The sequence below is a fragment of the Stenotrophomonas sp. YJH_SMC_120 genome (assembly GCF_059368675.1).
Genome location: NZ_JCAFRY010000012.1, coordinates 84,835 through 104,595 on the forward strand (window position 1 = coordinate 84,835; position 19,761 = coordinate 104,595).

Sequence of the window (19,761 nt, forward strand, 5' to 3'; positions counted from 1 at the left end):
TTGCCGTGGTACCAGCATAGCCGGTGCCGCGTGATGCAGCATCGGACACAAGTCAGGGGATCGCCCGCCATGGGTCGGCATGGCGGGCGCAAAGGTCAGGACAACATCGACTGGCCGATGCGCAGGCTGCTGCGGCGCAGGCGCCAGCCCATCAGGATGGCAGCGGCGGTCAGGCCAACGATCAGGCCGATCCACATGCCCTGCGGGCCCATGCCCAGGCCCAGGCCGAGCCCGGCGCCGAGCGGCATGCCCAGGCCCCAGTACGCGAACATGGCGATGAACATCGGCACGCGGGTGTCTTTCAGGCCGCGCAGCGCGCCGGCCGACAGTACCTGGATGCCATCCGGGAACTGGAAGGTGGCCGCGTACAGCAGCAGCGTCGAGGCCAGGCCGGCCACCGCCAGGTCGTTGGTGTAGACACCGACGATGGCATCGTGGCCGAACAGCAGCACCGCCGCCGACAGCGTCTGCGTGCCCATGATGATCGCGTAGCCGGCCCAGGCCGCACGCCGTACGCCGAAGCCATCGCCACGGCCAACCGCATGGCCGACGCGCACGGTGGTGGCCTCGGCCACGCCCATCGGGATCATGAAGCACAGCTGCGCCACGTTGATCGCGATCTGGTGCGCGGCCGCTTCATTCGCACCCAGACGGCCGATCAGCAGCGCGGTGACGATGAACAGGCCGCCTTCCATCAGCACGGTAATGCCGATCGGCAGGCCGGTGCGCAGCAGGTCCCAGATCGCCTTCCAGCGCGGTCCTTCGAAGTGCGAGAACAGCTGCAGGTGGGCGAAGCGCTTGGTGCGCCACAGGTAGAGGGCAAACGCCGTGGCCTGCAGCCACATCATCACCGCCGAAGCGATGCCCAGGCCTTCCGCACCCAGTTCCGGGAAACCGAGCTTGCCGTTGGCCAGCACGTAGCCCATCGGCGCCAGCACCAGCAGGCCGCCGAAGCCGAGCAGCATGGTCGGCAACGTCCAGTGCATGCCTTCGCTCAGGTAACGCATGCAGAAGTACAGGGTCAGTGCGGGCCCGCCCCAGCGCACCGCGTGCAGGAACGCGGTCGCCCCCGGCACGATGTCCGGCGCGATGCCGAACGATGGCAGCAGCGGCGGCACCACCGTGAGGAAGGTGAACATGATCAGCCCCAGCCCCAGCGCCAGCCACAGTGCCTGGCGGAACAGCGGGCCGATCTCGCGCTCGCGGCCGGCGCCGTGCAGCTGCGATACCGAGGCGGTGAGCGAGATCAGGGTGCCGATCGGGATCAGCATCGGCAGCCACAACAGCGCCGTGCCGATGGTCACCGCGGCCAGGGTCGCGGTGGCGTGGTGGCCGGCAATGACGTTGTCGACGAAGGAGATCAGACCGGTGGACACATGCCCGAGCACAAGCGGCAGGGCGAGCAGACCGGTGGCGCCGACTTCCTTGCTGAAGCGCGGCGTGGAGGTTGCAGTAGACATAAGGTGCTTGACGCGAACTACGGTTGCGCGCGAAGGGCACAGGCACCGGGTTGCGGCCGGTCATCTTACGCGCGCAGCGCGCGCATTCCCATGACATGGCGTGAATGCTGGGTTCCGGCAGGCCCCGGCATCACGCGTTGCGATCGCGTTACGAACAGAAAAAGGGGACGGAGGGGATTAAGTCGTTTCAAGCACGACCGTGCCGAACACGGCTTAATCCCCTCCGTCCCCTTTTGCTTACTGACCCGCCTGGCGCTTGAGCCAGGTATCGCGCTCGGCGGCCGGCACGGCGAGGAACGCGCCTCGCACCGTGTCACGCTCCTGCGGTGGCGTGCGCTGCGCGACCAGGGTCAGCTGGGCCAGCTGCGCTGGGCTGAGCTGGCGCAGCACGGCCAGCGCGGCCTCGCGCTGTTCCGGTGGCACGAAGCCGAACAGGCCGTGCAGCTTGGGGAACTCCAGTCCCAGCTGCGGGCCCAGCCGCCAGCCCTCGCGGAAGGCCTGGTCCTGCGCCTGGAACTGCTCGCGCAGGCGCTGCTGCTGGTCCGCCGGCAGCGCATTGAACCGCGCCGCAGCCTGCCGGATGCGCTCCCGCTCGCTCTCCGGCAGGGCGCGCCAGGCCGCGTAGTCGGCACGGCGCTGACGCTGCTGCTGGGCGTCGAGCTGGGTGAACGCAGCGGGCGTCGTGTTTGTGGTGGCCGGAGCGGGAGCCGCCGGTGAACTGCCCGGCACTGGCGGCGGCAGCGGCACGCTCAAGGTCTGCGGCGCGGCGGACAGCGACAACGGCAGGGCCAGCAGCAGGCTGGCGAACAGGGTCTTATTCATCGGCGGCAGCGGTTTCCAGCGTGGCGCTGGCGGGCTCGGGCCGGCTCGGCCTGGATTGCGATTCGTCCACCGGCAACGGGCCGCCGGCGGCGGTCCAGGCATACAGATCGGCATCGGCCACCAGCGGATAGTCGCGGTCGGCCAGCATCATGGCGTCGTCGGAGGCTTGGGCCGGGGTCGCATCCGGCGTGGCATTGACCTTGCTCGGCGGAAGCGCTTCCACCGTGACCGGGCCAGCTTCGCCCACTACCCCTTCCGGCAGTGGAGCGTCGCTACCGGATAAATGTCGTTGCCAGTAGCGCCAGCCCAGTGCCGCGGCCAACAGCACCGCCACCGTCACCAGCAGGATCACCGGGCCGCGCCAGCGCGGCCTGGCATTGGGACGCCGCCGCTTGCCCTGGGCGGCCGCACGATCATCGCGCTGCGGTGCGCGCCAGCTGGTCGCGGGAGCTTCATTGCTGGCGGCCGACGCAGCCGGCTGTTGCAGCTGCTGCAGGCGCTTGGCCGGCAGGTCGCGGATGCGCAGCTGCACCTGTTCGGCCAGCTGGCGCCATGCCGACGCATCGGGCTGGCCGTGCGCATCACGGGGGCAGGCATCAGCCAGCAGGTGCTGGTAGCCCGCTTCGTCCTGGTCGAGCACGCGCATGGCGATACCCTCGTCCAGACTGCCGCCCACCCGCAGCAGGAATGCCAAGCGCGGCAGCGGCCCCATCTCGCCCAGCGCGGCCAACGGCGGCAGCCACTGGCCGCCCACCGGCTCGCGCAGCGCCTGGCGCTGGCCCAGCAGGGTCCAGAAGCGGGTCGGCCACTGCGCCATCGGCAGGTCGCTGGCGACCGCGGCGAAGGCGCGCATCACCGCCACCAGGGTCTGCTCGGCTCGCGCGGCATCGCCGCACTGCAGCTCAGCCACCACCAGGGCGCGGCGCTCGACGCCGCGCAGGAACGCCGACAGCGCGCCGGCCGCGGTCGAGGAAACAGGGGCGGGCACAGCCGTCATCGGTCACTCCAAAGGTCTGCCGGCATGATAGCGGCAGCCCATCGGCACCCGTAGGACTTGCGCGCGCAGGCACTTCGTGCTGCAGGTTGTGCACAGCACCACGCCCGCCTCGGGGAAAACTGCGGCATCCAGCTGAATTCACTCTGTTTCAGCAATGTTTCACACTCAAGTTGTTGATTTTGAATGACTTTGAAGTGTGGCGATTTTTTGACCAACCCAAGCGTGAGCTCGTCGCCATCGGCCTCCTGCGTTCCCGTCGACCGGTAACGCACAACGTTATCCACAGAACATGTGGATAAGACTGAATCTCCAATGGACACCGATATTTAGGTGACATTTATGATTCGACGGAGGCCCCCCGGCAGTCTCTGGCCCCTGCCATCCGCGCGCGCATGGCCCGTTACACTGGCCCGATGCTTTCACCCATTCCGACCCTGCAGGTCGCCCTGCCCGTCCCGCTGCCGCGCCTGTTCGACTACCTGTCACCAGAGGGCGATGGCCCCACGGTCGCGGTCGGCTGCCGCCTGAAGGTGCCGTTCGGCAACCGCGAGCTGGTCGGCGTGGTGGTGGGGCACGGCCAGACCGATGACGGCCAGGGACTGCGCCAGGCCTTGGCCTGGTGCGACCCGCAACCGCTGCTTCAGGGCGAGCTGTGGCACAGCCTGCAGTGGCTGGCGCGCTACACCCATGCGCCACTGGGCGAGGTGCTGAGCACCGCCCTGCCGGGCCCGCTGCGCCATGGCGACGCCCTGCCCGACACCCATCACTGGGGCTGGCAGCTGACCGCCGAAGGCCGCGCCCAGCGCGAAAAACTGCGCGCCGGCAGCCGCCCCCGGCAGCTGGCCGAGCTGCTGGCCGACGCCATCGTCGATGAGGACGTGCTGGGCGAACGCATGGACGACTGGCGCACCGCCGCGCGCAGCCTGGCCAAGCGCGAGCTGGCCGAACGCGTGGCGCTGCGCGTCGCTCCGCAGCACGCGCAGCCACTGCCTGGCCCCACCCTCAACACGGAGCAGGCAGAGGCCGTGGCGGCGATCAACGCAGTCGAGGGCTTCCAACCGTTCCTGCTGGATGGCGTAACCGGCAGCGGCAAGACCGAGGTCTACCTGCAGGCCATCATCCACTGCTTGGCCCAAGGCAAGCAGGCGCTGGTGCTGGTGCCGGAAATCGGCCTCACCCCGCAGACCCTGGCACGCTTCCGCGGCCGCCTCGGCATCGCCGTGCATGCACTGCATTCGGGGTTGAACGACAACGAGCGCGCCCGGGTCTGGGCGGCGGCTTCGCGCGGCGAGGCACGGGTGATCGTCGGCACCCGCTCGGCGGTGTTCACGCCGCTGCCGCAGGCCGGCCTGCTGATCGTCGACGAGGAGCATGACGGCAGCTACAAGCAGCAGGACGGCATCCGCTACCACGCACGCGATTTCGCTCTGGTCCGGGGCAAGGCGCTGGGCGTTCCGGTTCTGCTGGGCAGCGCTACGCCTTCACTGGAGACGCTGCACAACGCCTATGCCGGGCGCTACACCCACCTGCGCCTGAAGCAGCGTGCCGGTGATGCGCGGCCACCGCGCGTGCGCATCCTTGATGTGCGCAAGCGACCATTGCATGACGGCCTCTCGGCCGACGTGCTGGCCGGCATTGGCGAGCACCTGCAGCGCGGCCAGCAGGTGCTGGTGTTCAAGAACCGCCGTGGCTATGCGCCGGTACTGCTGTGCCACGACTGCGGCTGGACCGCGCCATGCAACCGCTGCGATGCACCGATGACCGTGCATGGCGGCGGTCGTCGCCTGCAGTGCCATCACTGCGGTGCGCGGCAACCGGCGCCGCTGGCATGCCCCGCGTGCGGGAGTCTGGCGCTGCAACCGCAGGGCATCGGCACCGAGCGCCTGGAAGAACATCTCACCGCCGCCTTCGCCGACTTCCCGGTGGTGCGCATCGACCGCGGCACCACGTCGCGACGCGATGCACTGGAACAACAGCTGTCGAAACTGGGCGACCAGCCCGGCATCCTGGTCGGCACGCAGATCCTGGCCAAGGGCCACGACCTGCCCAAGCTGACCCTGGTGGTGGTGGTCGGCATCGACGAAGGCCTGTTCTCGGCCGACTTCCGCGCCAGCGAGAAACTGGCGCAGCAGCTGATCCAGGTCGCCGGTCGCGCCGGACGCGCGCGCGACCCGGGCGAAGTCTGGCTGCAGACGCATCACCCGGGGCACCCACTGCTGGAAACCCTGGTCAGCGGTGGCTACCACCCGTTCGCGCAGGCCGAGTTGAACCAGCGCCAGGCCGCAGGATTCCCGCCGTTCGCGCATCTGGCGCTGATGCGCGCCGAAGCGCAGCAGGTGGAGCATGCCAGTGCATTCCTGCTGGCAGCGCGACAGCTGCTGGGCGAGCAGGACGTGGTGGAAGCCTATGGACCCATGCCGGCGCCGATGCCACGGCGCGCCGGTTACCAGCGCGCCCAGCTGCTGCTGTCTGCCGCGCAGCGGCCACCGCTGCACGGAGTGCTTTCGCAACTGGTACCGCAGCTGTATGCGCTGCCGGAAGCACGCAAGGTGCGCTGGTCGCTGGATGTGGATCCGACGGATCTTTATTGAGGGGTCAGAGCCCACCCGTCGGGTGGGATCCGACCCCGATGCCCTGGGGTCGGATCCCTTTTCGCAGAAAAGGGCTCTGACCCCGGACGCTTTCGCTTACGTCAGCGGCGACATCACGCCGCGCTGGTAGGCGGGGCGCTCGCGAAGACGGGCGTACCAGTCGGCCAGGTGCGGCAGTTCCGGACGCTGGATCGGCAGTTCGAACCAGGCATAGATCAGCGAGCCCAGCGGGATGTCACCCATCGCGAATGTCTCGCCGGACAGCCACGGCTGCTTGGCCAGGGTGGCATCGGCCATCGCCAGGTAGTCGCCGGCGCGTACGATGGCGGCATTGATCCGCGCTTCGTCGCGGTCGGCCGGGGCGGTGCGCATGATGCCCCAGATCAGGTCGGTGTACAGCGGCGCCATGCGCGAGGTGCTCCAGTCCATCCACTTCTCGGCCTGGGCGCGTTCCATCGGCTCTTCGGCGTACAGCGTGCCCAGCGCGTAGCGCGCACTCAGGTAGCGCACGATGGCGTTCGATTCCCACAGCGGCAGGCCGTGGTCTTCGATCACCGGTACCAGGCCATTGGGATTCATCGCCTGGTATTCCGGCGTCTGCGTGCCGCCGTGGCTGCCACCGACCTCGATGGACTCGTACGGCAGGCCGATTTCCTCGGCACACCACAGCACCTTGCGGACGTTGCTGGAATTGCGACGGCCCCAGATCTTCAACATGCGGGTATTCCTTGCTGGCAATGCGAGCGGCAACGATACCCCTGATCGGGCGGGGTGTGTGCATGCCGGATGCGGGATCTGGCGTCCGGGAATTGCCGGCCAGCGGCCGGCACTACCGGTTCCTCGCTGGCCAGCGGCCGGCATTACCGGTTCTTTTTCGGCAGCGCGCGCACGTAGGACGACTTGCCATCCTTCTTCAGTTCGAACAGGCCGATCGCGGCCAGCAGATCGCTGAGCTTGCCGTAGCCATAGTTGCGCGGGTCGAACGACGCCTGGTTGCCGATCTGGCTGCCGACCGGGCCGAGGTGCGACCAGCCATCCTCGCCCTCGGCCGCGGACACCGCGCGACGCAGCATCTTCACCAGCCGCGTGTCGCTGCGCATTTCCGCACCGCTCTTGCGCGGGCGCGCATCATCGTTGGCCACCGGCTCGTTCGAGGCCTGTTCGCTGGATGCCTGTTCGGTATCCGGCACGCTGGCGTGGGTCTGGCCCAGTGCTTCCAGGTAGGTGAATTTCGAGCACGCGTTGACGAACGGCTCGGGTGTTTTCTTCTCGCCGAAACCGTACACCTTCACGCCATCGGTCAACAGGCGCATCACCATCGGGGTGAAGTCCGCATCGCTGGAGACGATGGCAAAGCCATCCAGGTTGCGCGCGTACAGCAGGTCCATGGCATCGATCACCATCGCCATGTCCGAGGCATTCTTGCCCTTGCTGTAGGCGAACTGCTGGATGGGACGGATCGCATACTCATGCAGCACCGCTTCCCACCCCTTCAGTCGCGGGCTCTTCCAGTTGCCATAGGCGCGGCGCACGTTGGCCACCCCATAGCGGGCCACTTCGGCCAACACCTCGTCGATCTTCGAGGCCGGCGCATTGTCGGCGTCGATCAACAGGGCGATGCGCTTTTCCGGTTCGCTCATGGACTCCTCGCGGGCGGTTGCCTGAACCCGAGTATCGCCGATCCACGCGGGCGCTGACGTGACAGGCAGTCGCCGTGCGAAGATGCCAGGCGCTTCCCCCAATGCCCCCACTGGAGTGAGTCGATGAGTCGCGAGCGCGTTCCCCACCTGGTTGTTGTCGGCGGCGGTTTTGCCGGTCTCTGGGCCACCCGTGCCCTGGCCCGCGAGCGCATACGCATCACCCTGGTCGACCGCCGCAACCATCATCTGTTCCAGCCGCTGCTGTACCAGGTGGCCACCGCCGGCCTGTCCGCGCCGGATATCGCTGCACCACTGCGCCATATCCTCGGCCACCAGCGCAACGTGGAAGTCCGCCTCGGCGAAGTGGTCGCCATCGACAAACAGGCCCGGCAGATCCGCATGGCCGATGGCAGCACGCTGGACTACGACAGCCTGCTGCTGGCCACCGGCGCCACCCATGCCTACTTCGGCAACGACCAGTGGGCCGATGATGCGCCCGGCCTGAAGACGCTGGACGATGCGATCGCGCTGCGCCGCAAGCTGCTGCTGGCGTTCGAGCGTGCCGAAGCAGAACCGGACCCGGCGAAGAAGGCCGCATGGCTGAGCTTCGCGGTGGTCGGTGGCGGTCCCACCGGTGTTGAACTGGCCGGCACCCTGGCCGAGATCGCGCGGCATACGTTGCGCAACGAATTCCGCCACATCGACCCGGCCAGCGCCAAGGTGCGGCTGGTCGAGGCCGGCCCGCGCGTGCTGTCCTCGTTCCCGGAAGTACTTTCGCTGAAAGCACGCCGCCAGCTGGAAAAGCTGGGCGTGGAAGTGCTGACCGGTACCCCGGTGAGCGACATCGACAGCCAGGGCTTCACGCTCGGTGACCAGTTCGTACCGGCCCGCACCGTGGTCTGGGCCGCCGGCGTGGCCGCTTCACCGCTGGCGCGCACGCTGGACGTGCCGCTGGACCGCGCCGGCCGCGTGCCGGTGCAACCGGACCTGACCCTGCCCGATCACCCGGAGCTGTTCGTGGCCGGTGACCTGGCCGCACTGACCCAGGCCGACGGCAAGCCGGTACCCGGCGTGGCACCCGCTGCCAAGCAGATGGGCAAATACGTGGCCGAGGTGATCCGCGCACGCCTGCACGGCAAGCCCGAGCCCGGCCCGTTCAAGTACGCCGACTACGGCAACCTGGCCACCATCGGTCGCATGGCCGCGATCGTGCACCTGGGGCGGCTGCAGCTGTCGGGCGTGCTGGCCTGGTGGTTCTGGCTGGCCGCGCACGTGTTCTTCCTGATCGGCTTCCGCAACCGCATCGTAGTGCTGCTGAACTGGGCCGTGGCGTACTGGAGCTACCAGCGCAGCGCGCGCATCATCTTCGGTGATGACCAGGAAGACCGGCGACCCCGACGGTAGTGCCGGCCGCTGGCCGGCTGCCGCGCGGTCCGTCCCCTCTCCGCAGGAAAGGGCTCTGACTCCGTCAACATCATCCATGCATGGCGTGGATCTACCGCTTCATCGGGCCGCCGGGCACCCGCCGTTTCGACCATGCGCGGCAGAAGTCCTCCTTCCTTGCGGTGTCGGCAATCTGCGCGGCACTCCAGTTGCGGGTAATCCAGATCGTCAGTGCCGTGCTGCTCAGATGCCAGCGCAGCATGTCGTGCCGTGGCTGCCGCCAAAGATGGCGGCGGGCAATCCAGAACGCCTCCCGTTCCACCTCTGGCACCTTCTTCTTCATCGCGTCGTCGTCGAAGAACTGCGCGGCGAAACACCAGGGATTCATCGGCTGAGATCCTGTTCGCGGTTCACTGCTGCACGCAGCCACACCACTGGGCGCACGGTCTGCTGGCTTCGGCCAACCGCCCACCAGGGCAAGCCCGAGCAGGTACAGCAGGCCAGGCAGCAGTGCGATGCCGGCGGCCAGTACGACGACGGAGACCCATGCCTTACCGGCGGCACGCATCGTGCTCACTTCGCCTTCGGTTTCGGGTACCACAACGCGTTGACGATGACCCAGCGCTGGTCGAAGCGCCCCATGTGGAAGTAATCGACGAACCACGGCGTTTCCAATCGCACCGAGGCGGCATTGCCGGTCACGTCCAGCACCGTGCAGCGGCGGTCCCATTGATCCTTCGGGGTCTTCAACGCGCCCTGCTTCGTCAACGAGACCAGTTCTTCCTTCGACATGCGGCGCAGGCCCAGCCGCTCGTCGGGCGTATCGCCGAGGACCGCGCGCTTGGCCAGGTCCGGGTGCAGGGAGCGGGCGACGCGCTGCGGGTCGGCCTCCAGCTGGCCGTCGACGTAGTCATGGCAGGTGGCTTCGATGGCCGCGAGGGTGGCCGGGTCGGCAGCGGGACTGGTTGACGCAGAGAGAGCGAACAACAGGGCGACGGTGGACATCCGGGTCTCCAGCGCTGAGGGCTGGGCGATCATCGCATGGCGGCACAGAGGCATCCATGTATGCCATGGATCTACAGGGACCCAGCATCCACCGCCTGCAACCACGCCAGCTTGCGCTCGCGCGGCAGCTGCTTGAGCTGCCATTCGGCCCGCGAGGCGGCGGCCCGGTCCGGGTACTCGCGCACGGCCAGCACCCGCAGCGGCGGCCGGGCCCGGGTGTAGCGCGCGCCCTTGCCAGCCTGGTGGGCGGCGAAACGCGCGTCCACGTCGGTGCTGATGCCGGCGTAATAGCTGCCATCGCGACATTCGAGCAGGTACAGGAACCACGGGCGGAGGGACGGGGCCATGCCCGGATTATGCCGTGCTGCACTGCAGCGGATATACTGGCGCTCGAATGCAGGAGAGAGGCGCCGCGCTGGCGCCCGCCGAAGGCGCAGGCTCCCATGATCGCTCAGGCCGGTGGGCTGGAATCCCACCAACCATGCATTCGACTCGCCGAGCTGGAGAGAGGTCACCGGGCACGCCCGCGACGATCCGCCGAAGGGGCACGCGGCCCATGCCGCTGAACTCTCAGGCAAAAGGACAGCGGGAGCGGCACCGGTCATCGTCATCCCGTCATTGCGCAGGCAGTGGCGGTAGTCGCGCATGGCCGGCCCCACCGCGCCCGGAGCCTGCCCAATGCTGCTGTCCATCATCTACCTGATCGCCATTTCCGCCGAAGCCATGACCGGCGCACTGTCCGCCGGCCGCCGCCGCATGGACCTGTTCGGCGTGGTCATGATCGCCTGCGTCACCGCCCTCGGTGGTGGTTCACTGCGCGACATCCTGCTCGGCCACTATCCGCTGGGCTGGGTGAAGCATCCCGAGTACCTGGGCTTCACCGTGTGCGCGGCGCTGATCGCCACCTGGGTCGCACGCTGGATGCACCACTTCCGCCGCACCTTCCTGGTCCTCGACGGGCTGGGCCTGATCGCCTTCACCCTGATCGGCTGCTCGATCGCGCGCGAAGCCGGCCATGCGATGCCGATCGTGCTGATCGCCGGCATGCTGACCGGCGCGTTCGGCGGCGTGCTGCGCGACATCCTCTGCAACGAGGTGCCGCTGATCTTCCAGAAGGAGCTGTACGCGATCATCGCGCTGCTGACCGGCGCGGCCTACCTGTTGCTGCTGCACTGGGGCGTGGCCGACGCCACCGCGATCCTGTGCTGCCTCGGCGGCGGCTTCGCGCTGCGCCTGCTGGCGATCCACTACCGCTGGGAAATGCCGAAGTTCGTGTACCACGACGAAGTGCATTGAGGTTCGCGCGGCGGAATCCGCACCACCCCGGCGATGTACCTGGCGCTGTCGCTCATGCGCAGCGCCAGGCGCATCGCCGGTGCAGATGGGCCGGACTCCAACTCCGACCGGCCCTGATCGCGGCCGCACCCCCGCAGGCGCTGGCCGCCATCCACACACGTGCCGCACTCAAGCGGCTTCGGACACCTTCACGTCGCGACGGGCGCGCACGGCCGCGGCCAGTCGCTCCAGCACCGTCACGGTGGTGTCCCAGTCGATGCAGCCATCGGTGATGCTCTGCCCGTAGACCAGCGGTTGGCCTTCCACCAGTTCCTGGCGACCACCGACCAGATGGCTCTCGATCATCACACCGACGATGCGCTGTTCACCGTCTTCCAACTGAACGGCGATGTCCTCGATCACCTTCGGCTGGTTGTCCGGGTTCTTCAGGCTGTTGGCATGGCTGGCGTCGATCATCAGGCGCGTCGGCAGCTTGGCCTTGGCCAGCGCCTGGCAGGCCTCGGCGACACTGCCTGCATCGTAGTTCGGCTGCTTGCCGCCGCGCAGGATCACATGGCAATCCGGGTTGCCAGTGGTCGAAACGATGGCGGTGCCGCCCTGCTTGGTGACCGACAGGAAGTGATGCGGATTGGAGGCCGCACCCACCGCGTCGGCGGCGATCTTCACGTTGCCATCGGTGCCGTTCTTGAAGCCGACCGGGCACGACAGACCCGAGGCCAGTTCGCGGTGCACCTGGCTTTCGGTGGTGCGCGCACCAATGGCGCCCCAGGCCACCAGATCGGCGATGTATTGCGGCGAGATCACGTCAAGGAACTCGACGCCGGCCGGCAGGCCCAGCTTGTTGATGTCGCGCAGCAGGCCACGGGCGATGCGCAGGCCCTTGTCGATCCTGAAGCTGCCGTCCAGGTCCGGATCGTTGATCAAGCCCTTCCAGCCCACCGTGGTGCGCGGCTTCTCGAAGTACACGCGCATCACGATTTCAAGTTCCCCGGCCAGCGCGTCACGCAGCGGCTTCAGGCGCTGGGCGTACTCGATGGCGGCCTTCGGGTCGTGGATCGAGCATGGGCCAACCACCACTGCCAGGCGGTCGTCACGGCCATGCAGGATCTGGTGCAGGGCCGCGCGCGAGGCGCTGACGGTGTCGGAGGCTTCATCGTCACACGGCAGCATCGCCAGCAGCTGGGCAGGCGGTGTCAGCGGTTCGATGGTGCGGATACGCAGGTCGTCGGTGTGCGGGGGCATTGGGGGAGGTCTCCGGAACGTTGGGGGTCCCCAGCGTGGCAGCATGAAAAAAGCCGCCAGGTTCGCTGGCGGCTTTCGGGAATGCGTCTGAAGCTTTCTTCAGGGTGAGCGCAGTCCTTCCTCCGCCAGTGGCTTCGGAAAGTAATACCAGTAAAAGCGGGTGGCGGCTGCGTTCATGGGTTGTATTGATAGCACAGCTTTTGCGCAGTGCAAAATGTTTCATCCGCAACTGGGGACGCGGTTCAGCGAGATGCGCGCCGGCCCTGCCCACGCGGCGGCAACCACGCAACGTCGCTCATTTGCCATGCACTTCCACGTCCAGCAGCAGGCCCTCATGGATGTCGGCCCAGCGTTCCAGCACGCGATCCAGTTCCTGTCGGGCCTCGTCCAGCTGCTCGGGGTTGAGCAGGGAACGCGCGGTGTAGAGATCGGAAACCAAGCGCCGCAGGGCCGATTCCTGGATGGCCACCGACGGCCCCTCCAGCCCCGGCAACTGCAACGCCGGGCTGTCGCCAAGAGGGCCGAACAGCGTGACCTGGAGCGTACTCTGCATGATCGACCTTCCTGCGGATGGACATGGGCAATGTCCTGTTTACCGCGTCTGGGTGACAGGCGCATGTGCCACCCATGCCCAGCACCGGGATCTGCCGGCGTCTGCCGCCCCGCTACAAGGCGGCCAGGTCGGCAAGGTGCTGGGCCATGCTGTCCATCGCGCCTACCGCCTGGGTGGTGGTGAAGTACTCATGCCAGCCGGTAGCGGCAATGCCGGCCATCAACGCATCGACCTCCTCGCGGCTTGCGCAGCGCCAGACCGCATAGAACTGCTCATCGCTGCCGTGCGGTACGCCCGAGGCAATGCGGCCCATCGCCAGCGGCGTGATGCGGACCGGATCGAACTGCTGCATGCCGGCGCCGATACGGGCGAAGAAGGCATTCCGCTGCTCGGGCGGAAGTGTGGTCCAGGCAGGGGTGGCGGTGTAGAGCTCGATGAAGGTGTGCGACATGGTGGTTCTTCCTTGAGGGTTCGGGGGTTGCCGGCCAGCGACCGGCACTACCGGAGCGAGCGCAGCGCGCGTTTGCGGATGTAGGCGTTGGCGTCGCTGTGACGCTCATGCTGCCAACGCGTACACAGCTGGCGCAGCCACTGCGGCTGAGTCTTGCCGGCATCGTTGAGCCAATTTCCGACCGAATCCTGCACATAGCGTTCCGGATCGTCGGCCAGTGCTTCCAGCAGCGCAGATGCATGTTCCGGGTGTTGCTTGAACAGTGCGATATGCGTGGCCCAGACACCGCGCGGACGCAGTGCTTCGCAGGCGAAGCGGCGCAGGTACGGCGATGTTTCCTGTGACCACGGTTGCAGGCAATCAAGCGCCTGCATCGGCGCGGCAACGATGTCCGTGCGTAGTGCCAGCCACGCCCATTCGCGCACACCGAAATGGGGGTCATCGGCCAGTGTGCGCATCTGCTGCAGCTTCCCTGCCAGCGTTGCGCGGGCATCGCTGCCGATCAGGTAGCAGGCCCAGCCACGCACGGTATCGGAGCTGTGATGCTGCCAGAGCGCAGGCGCCCCCTGCCCCGCCTCACGCAGCAGTTGCGCAGCCAGGGCCATGCGCAGGGTGATGCCCTTGCCTGAGGCGACCCGCATGCGTTGCAGCGCCTCCGGTGCAAGCGCAGGCGCCGCCACCTGCAGAAGCGCGGCAAAATCCACTGCCAGGCATTCGGCCAGATGGGTGGCGGGGGCGCGGCCGGTGTTGAGTGCTTGCCGGCGTTCCGCAGGAATGGCCGTGCTCATGCTGCGGATTCCCGCCCGGCGTCCGTGTGCTGCCAGACCTTGTGCAGCAGCTGTGACAGCTGCTGCTGTTCATCAGCATCCAGGCCGTTGAACAGCCCACCGATCCATTGCGTGTGCTGCTCGAACAGCGATTCGGCCAAACGCTTTCCCGGTGCGGTCAGCACGATCTGCAGGCGGCGGCCATCCCCGTCATCGTTGCGACGCTGCAGCAGGCCTTCGCGCTGCAGGCCGTCGAGCAGGCCGCTGATGGTGGCGCGGGTCACGCCGGCGCGTTCGGCCAGCACATGCGGCGGCAGTGCGCCACCGGCCCCGTGCAACAGGAACAGCACGATGAAGCGACCCTCGCTGAGCCCATGCGGTGCCAGCCGCGCGGCGCAGTCGCGATCGATCGACGAGGACAGCGAGAGCAGCTGGAAACACAGGCGCAGCGGCGCGATGTTGGCGTGACCGCGTCGCTGCGCTTCCTCGATCAGGGCATGGTGCTTGGCTTCGATCATCTCACGCACGTGATATGGTTAGGTGCCTAATCATACAGCCGAACAGCCGCTGCCTGTAAACCACAGCCGATATCAGGTGAACTTTCCCAGCAGCAGGCACGCAATCAGCCCGCCGCCCTCCCGGTGCAGCAGCTGCAGTTCGCCCGCGTGCCGCCTCGCCACATTGGCGGCCACTGCCAGCCCAAGTCCCGCTCCACCGGTGGTGCGACTACGAGAACGCTCGCTGCGCTGGAACGGTTGCAGCAGGCGTACTCGGTCGCCCTCGGCGATACCTGGGCCCCGATCCATCACCTCCAGCTGGACCCCTCGCTCAACCACGGCAAGCCGCAGTTCCACCGCCCCGGCATAGCGATCGGCATTGTCGATAAGGTTGTCGAACGCGCGCCGAAGCAGCAGCGCGTCGCCGTGCCAGGGCAGACTGTCCGGCCCCTGGATGGAGATCTCGACACCGCGCAGCAACGCTGCCTGCACGCACTCCTCCAGCAGCGCGGCCAGATCCAGCGGGCGCATCTGCAACGGCTGCAATTCGCCGCGTGCGTAATCGAGCACCTGCTCGATCATCGTGTCCATGCGCTCGATGTCCGCCACCATCCGGGCCGCCTGTGGTGTGGGCGCGAACTCGGCGCGCAGTCGCAGGCCGGTCAATGGTGTGCGCAGGTCGTGCGCCACTGCAGCCAGCATATGGGTCATGTCCTGGGCCTGCGCACGCAGGCGCTCTCGACCGGTGCCGATCGCGGCGGCCAGCATCTGTACCTCGCGCGGGCCATCATCCGGCAGGGGCGTGTCGGCTTGCAGGTCCACACGTGCACTGGCATCGGCCAAGCGTCGTAGTGGACGCCCCAGCCGGATCGATGCCCACGCCGCCAGCGGCGCCAGCAACACGGCACCGCCCAGCAGCGCCAGTATCACCTGTCGCCGCCAAGCTGCCAGATCACTGTGATCGCTGCCGACCACCCGCCAGCGGCCATCGGCCTGGCGCACGCCCAGTTCAAACGGCGGCCATTGCATCGCGGTCAGCAGCGCGGCCTGCGCCTTCAGTACACCGACCCGCGCCGTGCCGTCGAGCACCGCGCCGCCTTCGATGACCTGCACATCAGGCGCCTTGCCCTCTCCGCTCCAGACCAGGCGCACCTCCTTCGCCGGCAAACCCATCTGCAGCGCCGCCAACTGGGTGAGCCAGTCACTGGCACTGCCCTGTGGTGGCGCATCCTGCGTCGCCAGATGCAGGCCCAGTGGTGCCGCGGCCTGTTCCCCCCGCAGCACCTGCACGGCCTGGTCCAACCGCATCGGTGGCGGCGCGGGCCGAGGCATCCAGCCAACCACGGCAACGCTGACCAGTGTCGCCAGCAGCAGGCTGGCCAGGGCCAGCATCGTGATCCAACGCGCGGTCGGCCACCGGCTGCTCACAGCACCTGTACCTCGGCGTGGAAGCGATAGCCTTCGCCACGCGATGTCTGCACCAGGGCTTCCGCACCGGGTGAGGCCTGCCCGAGCTTGCGGCGCAGGCGGCTGATCGCCAGGTCGACCGCGCGGTCGACGCTGTCACTCGGCTCGCCACGGCTCAGCTGCAGCAGCTGCTCGCGCCCCAGTACCCGCCCGGGGCGTTCGGCCAGCGCCAGCAACAGGCTGAATTCACCACGGCTGAGCACCAGCTCGTTCCCATCCGGCGCCAGCAGGCGACGCTGTTCCGGCAGCAACCGCCAACCAGAAAAGCGCAGTTCACTGGCTACCTGCGCGCGCAGCTTGTCCTGCCGGCGCAGCAGCGCGCGTACCCGCGCCAGCAGCTCGCGCGGGTCGAACGGCTTGGCCAGGTAGTCGTCCGCGCCCATCTCCAGGCCGATCACCCTGTCCGGTGCGCTGCCCATTGCCGACAGCATCAGGATCGGAATGGCCCGTGCCTGCAGCCGGCGGCAGACCGACAGGCCATCCTCACCGGGCATCATCCAGTCGAGGATGATCACGTCCGGGCGATCGACCTGCAGCAGCACGTCCAGTGCCGTCGCGTCCGCTGCCACCCGTACCTGGTAGCCATGCAGCAACAGGCAATCGGCGATGGCATCACGGATGCTGGCGTCGTCATCGACAACGATGACACGGGCGGGAGTCGTCATGCAGGCAGTATCAGGCAGGTCTGTATCAGGACGGTATCAACGCCGATATTCCCGCGATACGCCGCTGCGCGCCAATGGTCACCCATGATCACTGCGGAGACTTGCCTTGCGCCTCATCCCATTCGTCCTGCTTGCTGCCCCGCTGGCTGCGCTGGCGTCCGATTCCCCCGAACACATCCTGCCGATGTGGATGCAGGGCGGTCATCCGGCCGTGGCCGTGTCGCTGGACGGGCGTGCCGAACCACTGCGCTTCGTGGTCGACAGCGCGGCAGGCGCCACGCTGGTCGATGACCGCGTCGTGCGGCGCTACGGTCTGGGAGATGCGGATGCGGAGGTATCACAGGCCCAAGGGGCAAGTGCAGCCTCCGCGCGGCTGCAGCGCATACGCAGAACGTCCTGGCAGCTGGGCAGTTGGCAGCTGCAGGCCCAAGCCATGAAGGTCGATCTGTCGTCGTTGCCGAAGGACGATGATCCGGCCATTGACGGCTTGATCGGCAACGATCTGACCGGGCGCTGGGACACCCGTTGGGACTTCGGCCGCAATCAACTGGCGCTGTGGACACCCGGCGGATTGAACCTGGAAGGACCGGGTTGCCAGCCCAATGCGCTGCCCGGACGCACTGACGGCCTGCGCCAGTTCGGTTTCATCATGCTTGGACTGGGCGCGCCCGCCGTGGACGCCATCGCCGTGGTCGACACCGGTGCCGCGCAGACCGTCCTCAACGCCGAAGCAGCCCGCGCACTGGGGCTGCGCACCGACGGCAGCGACGCACGGGTGCGGGTGCGTGAAAAGGGCACCGAAGGCCTGGGCGGCGGAAAGCAGGCAACCTGGCTGTACACCCTGCCCGGCATGGCCGGCAACGGCTGGCAGCACCCCTCGATGGAGGTCCGCATCAGCGAACTGCCAGTGTTCAAGGCGATCGGCCTGGAGGGCCGGCCGGCGCTGATCCTTGGTGCGGATGCAATGCGCGGCGGCCAGGTGGACATCGGTGCCGGCGCGTCCCGGATCTGCCTGCGCCGGCCGCAGGCCAGCTGACATCCGGCAATGACGCCAGCGGCAGCCTGGCGTAGCATCACCGTGCGCCCCACCAGGAGTTCCACGCATGTGCCGTGCTGCCCTGATGTTGCTGACGCTGTTCCCGCTGGCCGTGCTGGCTGCACCTCCCCCGGTACCCTCGCCGGTCCGCATCGATGCCGAAGCGCAGCGGTTGATGCAGGCCGCACAGGCGCGCGGCATGGCACTGGCGGTGATCGACGGCGGCAAGGTGGTGCACGTCGCCGCCTACGGCGAGCGCAATACCGCAGGCGAACCACTGCGCACTGATACGGTGATGTACGCCGCCTCGCTGACCAAGATGGCATTCGGCCATCTGGTCGCGCAGCTGGCGCAGGACCGCAGGATCGATCTGGATGCCAGCATCGCCACAGCGCTGGACAAGCCGTTGCCAGACTATCCGCCCGAAACGAAGAAGTACGCCGACTACAGCGTGCTGGCCGATGATGCGCGCTGGCGCCAGCTCACCCCTCGCCTGCTGCTCAACCACGCCAGTGGTTTTGCCAACTTCGCGTTTCTGGAACCGGACGGCCGGCTGAAGTTCCACTTCGATCCAGGCAGCCGCTACGGCTATTCCGGCGAAGGGCTGATCCTGCTGCAGTTCGTGATCGAACGCGGACGGCTGGGCGAGGATGTGGGTGCGTTGATGCAGCAGCGGGTATTCGACCGCTTCGGCATGACCCGCACCAGCATGATGTGGCGCGGGGACTTCGCCACCAACCTGGCCGACGGCTGGACCAAGGAGGGCACCGCCGAGCCGCACGATGAGCGCAGCCGCGTACGCGCGGCCGGTTCGATGGATACCACCATCGCCGACATGGCCCGTTTCGCCGCCGGCTACGTGCGCGGCGATGGGCTGTCAGCGACGATGCGCAAGGAGCTGGTGCGGCCGCAGCTGCCGATCACCACCGCCAGCCAGTTCCCCACCCTGCAGCCGGAGCTGCCGAAGGCGCTGCAGCGCAAGGACCTGGCGGCCGGCCTGGGGGTGGTGACTTTCCGTGGCCCGCAAGGCGCGGGCTTCTACAAGGGCGGCCACGATGATGCGGTCGGTAATACGCTGGTGTGCGTCGAGCAGCAGCAGCGCTGCGTGGTGATCCTGGGCAACGATGTGCGCGCCGAGGCGACCTTCCCGGCGCTGGTGGCCTTCGTGCTCGGCGACATCGGCGTACCGTGGCAGTGGGAGTACGGCGCAGCGAGGGCATTCGTGAAGTAGATCCACGCCATGCGTGGATGATCTCCCTTCAACGCGCCTGCTCGAAGAACATCAGGTAGACCAGCCGCCCATTCTCCGGCCGGTCGCCGAAGGCCGGGCCGGCGGTATGCCAGAACCACGGGCGCAGCAGCACCAGGCGGTTGAAGCGCATCGGGATGCGCATGGTCATTTCCCACTGGCTGTCGTCGACGCTGTCGCGCTCGATGATGTCCCGATGCATGTCGCCGCCGTTGGCGTAGCCCAGCGCAGCCAGATCGTGGGCGTTCAACGCCATGCGCTCGGTGTTGGTGCGGCGATGGCGGAAGAACTCGGTACCCCCTTCGCAGTGCTCCGGGGCGCTGAGGTAGAGGATGCCGGACCAGTGCGAATGGTCGGTGTGCACCTTGGCGCGACCCACATCGCTGGCCAGGGTCAGCCGGAACTTGCCGTGCGACTGCAACGGATTGACCGGCCGCAGCGGCTCGTTGACCAACCGCGACGCGGCCTCGGACAGGCCGTCCAGCTCCAGCCGTTCGAGCGAATTACGCCCGGGGAATGCCCCCTCCTGCGCCGGGTAGGTCAGGCCCAGGCCGGCCTGGCGCAGGCCGTGTGCATCGGCTGGAGAGAGGAAGTCGTCGACGACGATGAACGAGGTAGGCATGGTCTGCGAGCGTAGCGA

Annotated in this window: 21 protein-coding genes and 2 riboswitches; of the genes, 5 read left to right on the top strand and 16 right to left on the bottom strand. The window is 67.7% G+C overall.

Features of this window, described 5'->3' with window-relative positions; all coding sequences use genetic code 11:
- Positions 1–95: 95 nt before the first annotated feature.
- The 3 genes from AC5P60_RS14655 to AC5P60_RS14665 all read right to left on the bottom strand — a co-directional run bounded on the left by AC5P60_RS14655 (position 96) and on the right by AC5P60_RS14665 (position 3,279).
- Positions 96–1,460, bottom strand: coding sequence for an MATE family efflux transporter (locus tag AC5P60_RS14655; protein WP_005414611.1), 1,365 nt, complete (start codon positions 1,458–1,460; stop codon positions 96–98).
- A gap of 237 nt (positions 1,461–1,697) precedes the next feature.
- Positions 1,698–2,282 carry a DUF3106 domain-containing protein gene (locus tag AC5P60_RS14660; RefSeq protein WP_012481374.1) on the bottom strand — a complete coding sequence of 195 codons (585 nt, stop codon included), beginning with the start codon at positions 2,280–2,282 and terminating at the stop codon, positions 1,698–1,700.
- Complete coding sequence (locus AC5P60_RS14665; protein ID WP_483693914.1) at positions 2,275–3,279, bottom strand: hypothetical protein; 1,005 nt, start codon at positions 3,277–3,279, stop codon at positions 2,275–2,277. The genes AC5P60_RS14660 and AC5P60_RS14665 overlap by 8 nt, the downstream gene beginning before the upstream one ends.
- Before the next feature lie 413 nt (positions 3,280–3,692).
- On the opposite strand from AC5P60_RS14665, the gene AC5P60_RS14670 reads away from it, so the two are divergent.
- Positions 3,693–5,870 carry a primosomal protein N' gene (locus tag AC5P60_RS14670; RefSeq protein ID WP_483693918.1) on the top strand — a complete coding sequence of 726 codons (2,178 nt, stop codon included), beginning with the start codon at positions 3,693–3,695 and terminating at the stop codon, positions 5,868–5,870.
- A 96-nt stretch (positions 5,871–5,966) separates the two neighbouring features.
- On the opposite strand, the gene AC5P60_RS14675 is transcribed toward AC5P60_RS14670, so the two are convergent.
- Both AC5P60_RS14675 and AC5P60_RS14680 read right to left on the bottom strand, forming a co-directional pair.
- Positions 5,967–6,587, bottom strand: a complete 621-nt coding sequence (locus AC5P60_RS14675; RefSeq protein ID WP_024957891.1) for a glutathione S-transferase family protein — start codon at positions 6,585–6,587, stop codon at positions 5,967–5,969.
- A 143-nt stretch (positions 6,588–6,730) separates the two neighbouring features.
- On the bottom strand, positions 6,731–7,510 hold the full coding sequence (locus tag AC5P60_RS14680; RefSeq protein ID WP_005411210.1) for an NYN domain-containing protein: 780 nt from the start codon (positions 7,508–7,510) through the stop codon (positions 6,731–6,733).
- Between the two features lie 123 nt (positions 7,511–7,633).
- Between AC5P60_RS14680 and AC5P60_RS14685 the strand changes: the two genes are divergently transcribed.
- On the top strand, positions 7,634–8,914 hold the full coding sequence (locus AC5P60_RS14685; protein WP_005414616.1) for an NAD(P)/FAD-dependent oxidoreductase: 1,281 nt from the start codon (positions 7,634–7,636) through the stop codon (positions 8,912–8,914).
- A 91-nt stretch (positions 8,915–9,005) separates the two neighbouring features.
- Here AC5P60_RS14685 and AC5P60_RS14690 read toward each other — a convergent pair whose 3' ends face one another.
- From AC5P60_RS14690 to AC5P60_RS14700, 3 genes are all read right to left on the bottom strand, one after another.
- Complete coding sequence (locus AC5P60_RS14690) at positions 9,006–9,461, bottom strand: hypothetical protein (RefSeq protein WP_483693917.1); 456 nt, start codon at positions 9,459–9,461, stop codon at positions 9,006–9,008.
- A 5-nt stretch (positions 9,462–9,466) separates the two neighbouring features.
- Positions 9,467–9,898, bottom strand: a complete 432-nt coding sequence (locus AC5P60_RS14695) for a nuclear transport factor 2 family protein (RefSeq protein ID WP_099473983.1) — start codon at positions 9,896–9,898, stop codon at positions 9,467–9,469.
- A 71-nt stretch (positions 9,899–9,969) separates the two neighbouring features.
- Positions 9,970–10,245, bottom strand: coding sequence for a GIY-YIG nuclease family protein (locus tag AC5P60_RS14700; RefSeq protein WP_024957887.1), 276 nt, complete (start codon positions 10,243–10,245; stop codon positions 9,970–9,972).
- A gap of 40 nt (positions 10,246–10,285) precedes the next feature.
- Positions 10,286–10,375: riboswitch (glycine riboswitch) on the top strand.
- A 13-nt stretch (positions 10,376–10,388) separates the two neighbouring features.
- Positions 10,389–10,492, top strand: a riboswitch (glycine riboswitch).
- Between the two features lie 84 nt (positions 10,493–10,576).
- Between AC5P60_RS14700 and AC5P60_RS14705 the strand changes: the two genes are divergently transcribed.
- Positions 10,577–11,194: a trimeric intracellular cation channel family protein gene (locus tag AC5P60_RS14705; RefSeq protein ID WP_005411215.1), complete on the top strand. Its 618-nt coding sequence runs from the start codon at positions 10,577–10,579 to the stop codon at positions 11,192–11,194.
- 168 nt (positions 11,195–11,362) lie between these two features.
- On the opposite strand, the gene AC5P60_RS14710 is transcribed toward AC5P60_RS14705, so the two are convergent.
- From AC5P60_RS14710 to AC5P60_RS14740, 7 genes are all read right to left on the bottom strand, one after another.
- On the bottom strand, positions 11,363–12,436 hold the full coding sequence (locus AC5P60_RS14710; RefSeq protein WP_005411216.1) for a 3-deoxy-7-phosphoheptulonate synthase: 1,074 nt from the start codon (positions 12,434–12,436) through the stop codon (positions 11,363–11,365).
- A gap of 295 nt (positions 12,437–12,731) precedes the next feature.
- Positions 12,732–12,989 (bottom strand): hypothetical protein, encoded by a 258-nt coding sequence (locus AC5P60_RS14715; protein ID WP_005411217.1) that lies wholly within the window; start codon positions 12,987–12,989, stop codon positions 12,732–12,734.
- Positions 12,990–13,101: 112 nt separating this feature from the next.
- Positions 13,102–13,440 carry a DUF6616 family protein gene (locus AC5P60_RS14720; protein WP_005411218.1) on the bottom strand — a complete coding sequence of 113 codons (339 nt, stop codon included), beginning with the start codon at positions 13,438–13,440 and terminating at the stop codon, positions 13,102–13,104.
- Positions 13,441–13,487: 47 nt separating this feature from the next.
- On the bottom strand, positions 13,488–14,228 hold the full coding sequence (locus tag AC5P60_RS14725) for a DNA alkylation repair protein (RefSeq protein WP_169448974.1): 741 nt from the start codon (positions 14,226–14,228) through the stop codon (positions 13,488–13,490).
- Positions 14,225–14,725, bottom strand: a complete 501-nt coding sequence (locus tag AC5P60_RS14730; protein ID WP_005414623.1) for a MarR family winged helix-turn-helix transcriptional regulator — start codon at positions 14,723–14,725, stop codon at positions 14,225–14,227. Before AC5P60_RS14730 ends, AC5P60_RS14725 begins: the two co-directional genes overlap by 4 nt.
- A 72-nt stretch (positions 14,726–14,797) precedes the next feature.
- On the bottom strand, positions 14,798–16,096 hold the full coding sequence (locus AC5P60_RS14735) for a sensor histidine kinase (protein WP_483693916.1): 1,299 nt from the start codon (positions 16,094–16,096) through the stop codon (positions 14,798–14,800).
- Between the two features lie 32 nt (positions 16,097–16,128).
- Positions 16,129–16,836, bottom strand: coding sequence for a response regulator (locus AC5P60_RS14740; RefSeq protein ID WP_005411222.1), 708 nt, complete (start codon positions 16,834–16,836; stop codon positions 16,129–16,131).
- A 106-nt stretch (positions 16,837–16,942) separates the two neighbouring features.
- Between AC5P60_RS14740 and AC5P60_RS14745 the strand changes: the two genes are divergently transcribed.
- Complete coding sequence (locus AC5P60_RS14745) at positions 16,943–17,872, top strand: aspartyl protease family protein (protein ID WP_288416215.1); 930 nt, start codon at positions 16,943–16,945, stop codon at positions 17,870–17,872.
- 67 nt (positions 17,873–17,939) lie between these two features.
- The gene (locus AC5P60_RS14750; RefSeq protein WP_483693913.1) at positions 17,940–19,103 is read left to right on the top strand and encodes a serine hydrolase domain-containing protein; all 1,164 of its coding nucleotides are present in this window, start codon (positions 17,940–17,942) and stop codon (positions 19,101–19,103) included.
- A 28-nt stretch (positions 19,104–19,131) separates the two neighbouring features.
- On the opposite strand, the gene AC5P60_RS14755 is transcribed toward AC5P60_RS14750, so the two are convergent.
- Positions 19,132–19,743 (bottom strand): DUF6445 family protein, encoded by a 612-nt coding sequence (locus AC5P60_RS14755; RefSeq protein WP_164076438.1) that lies wholly within the window; start codon positions 19,741–19,743, stop codon positions 19,132–19,134.
- Positions 19,744–19,761 lie beyond the last annotated feature (18 nt).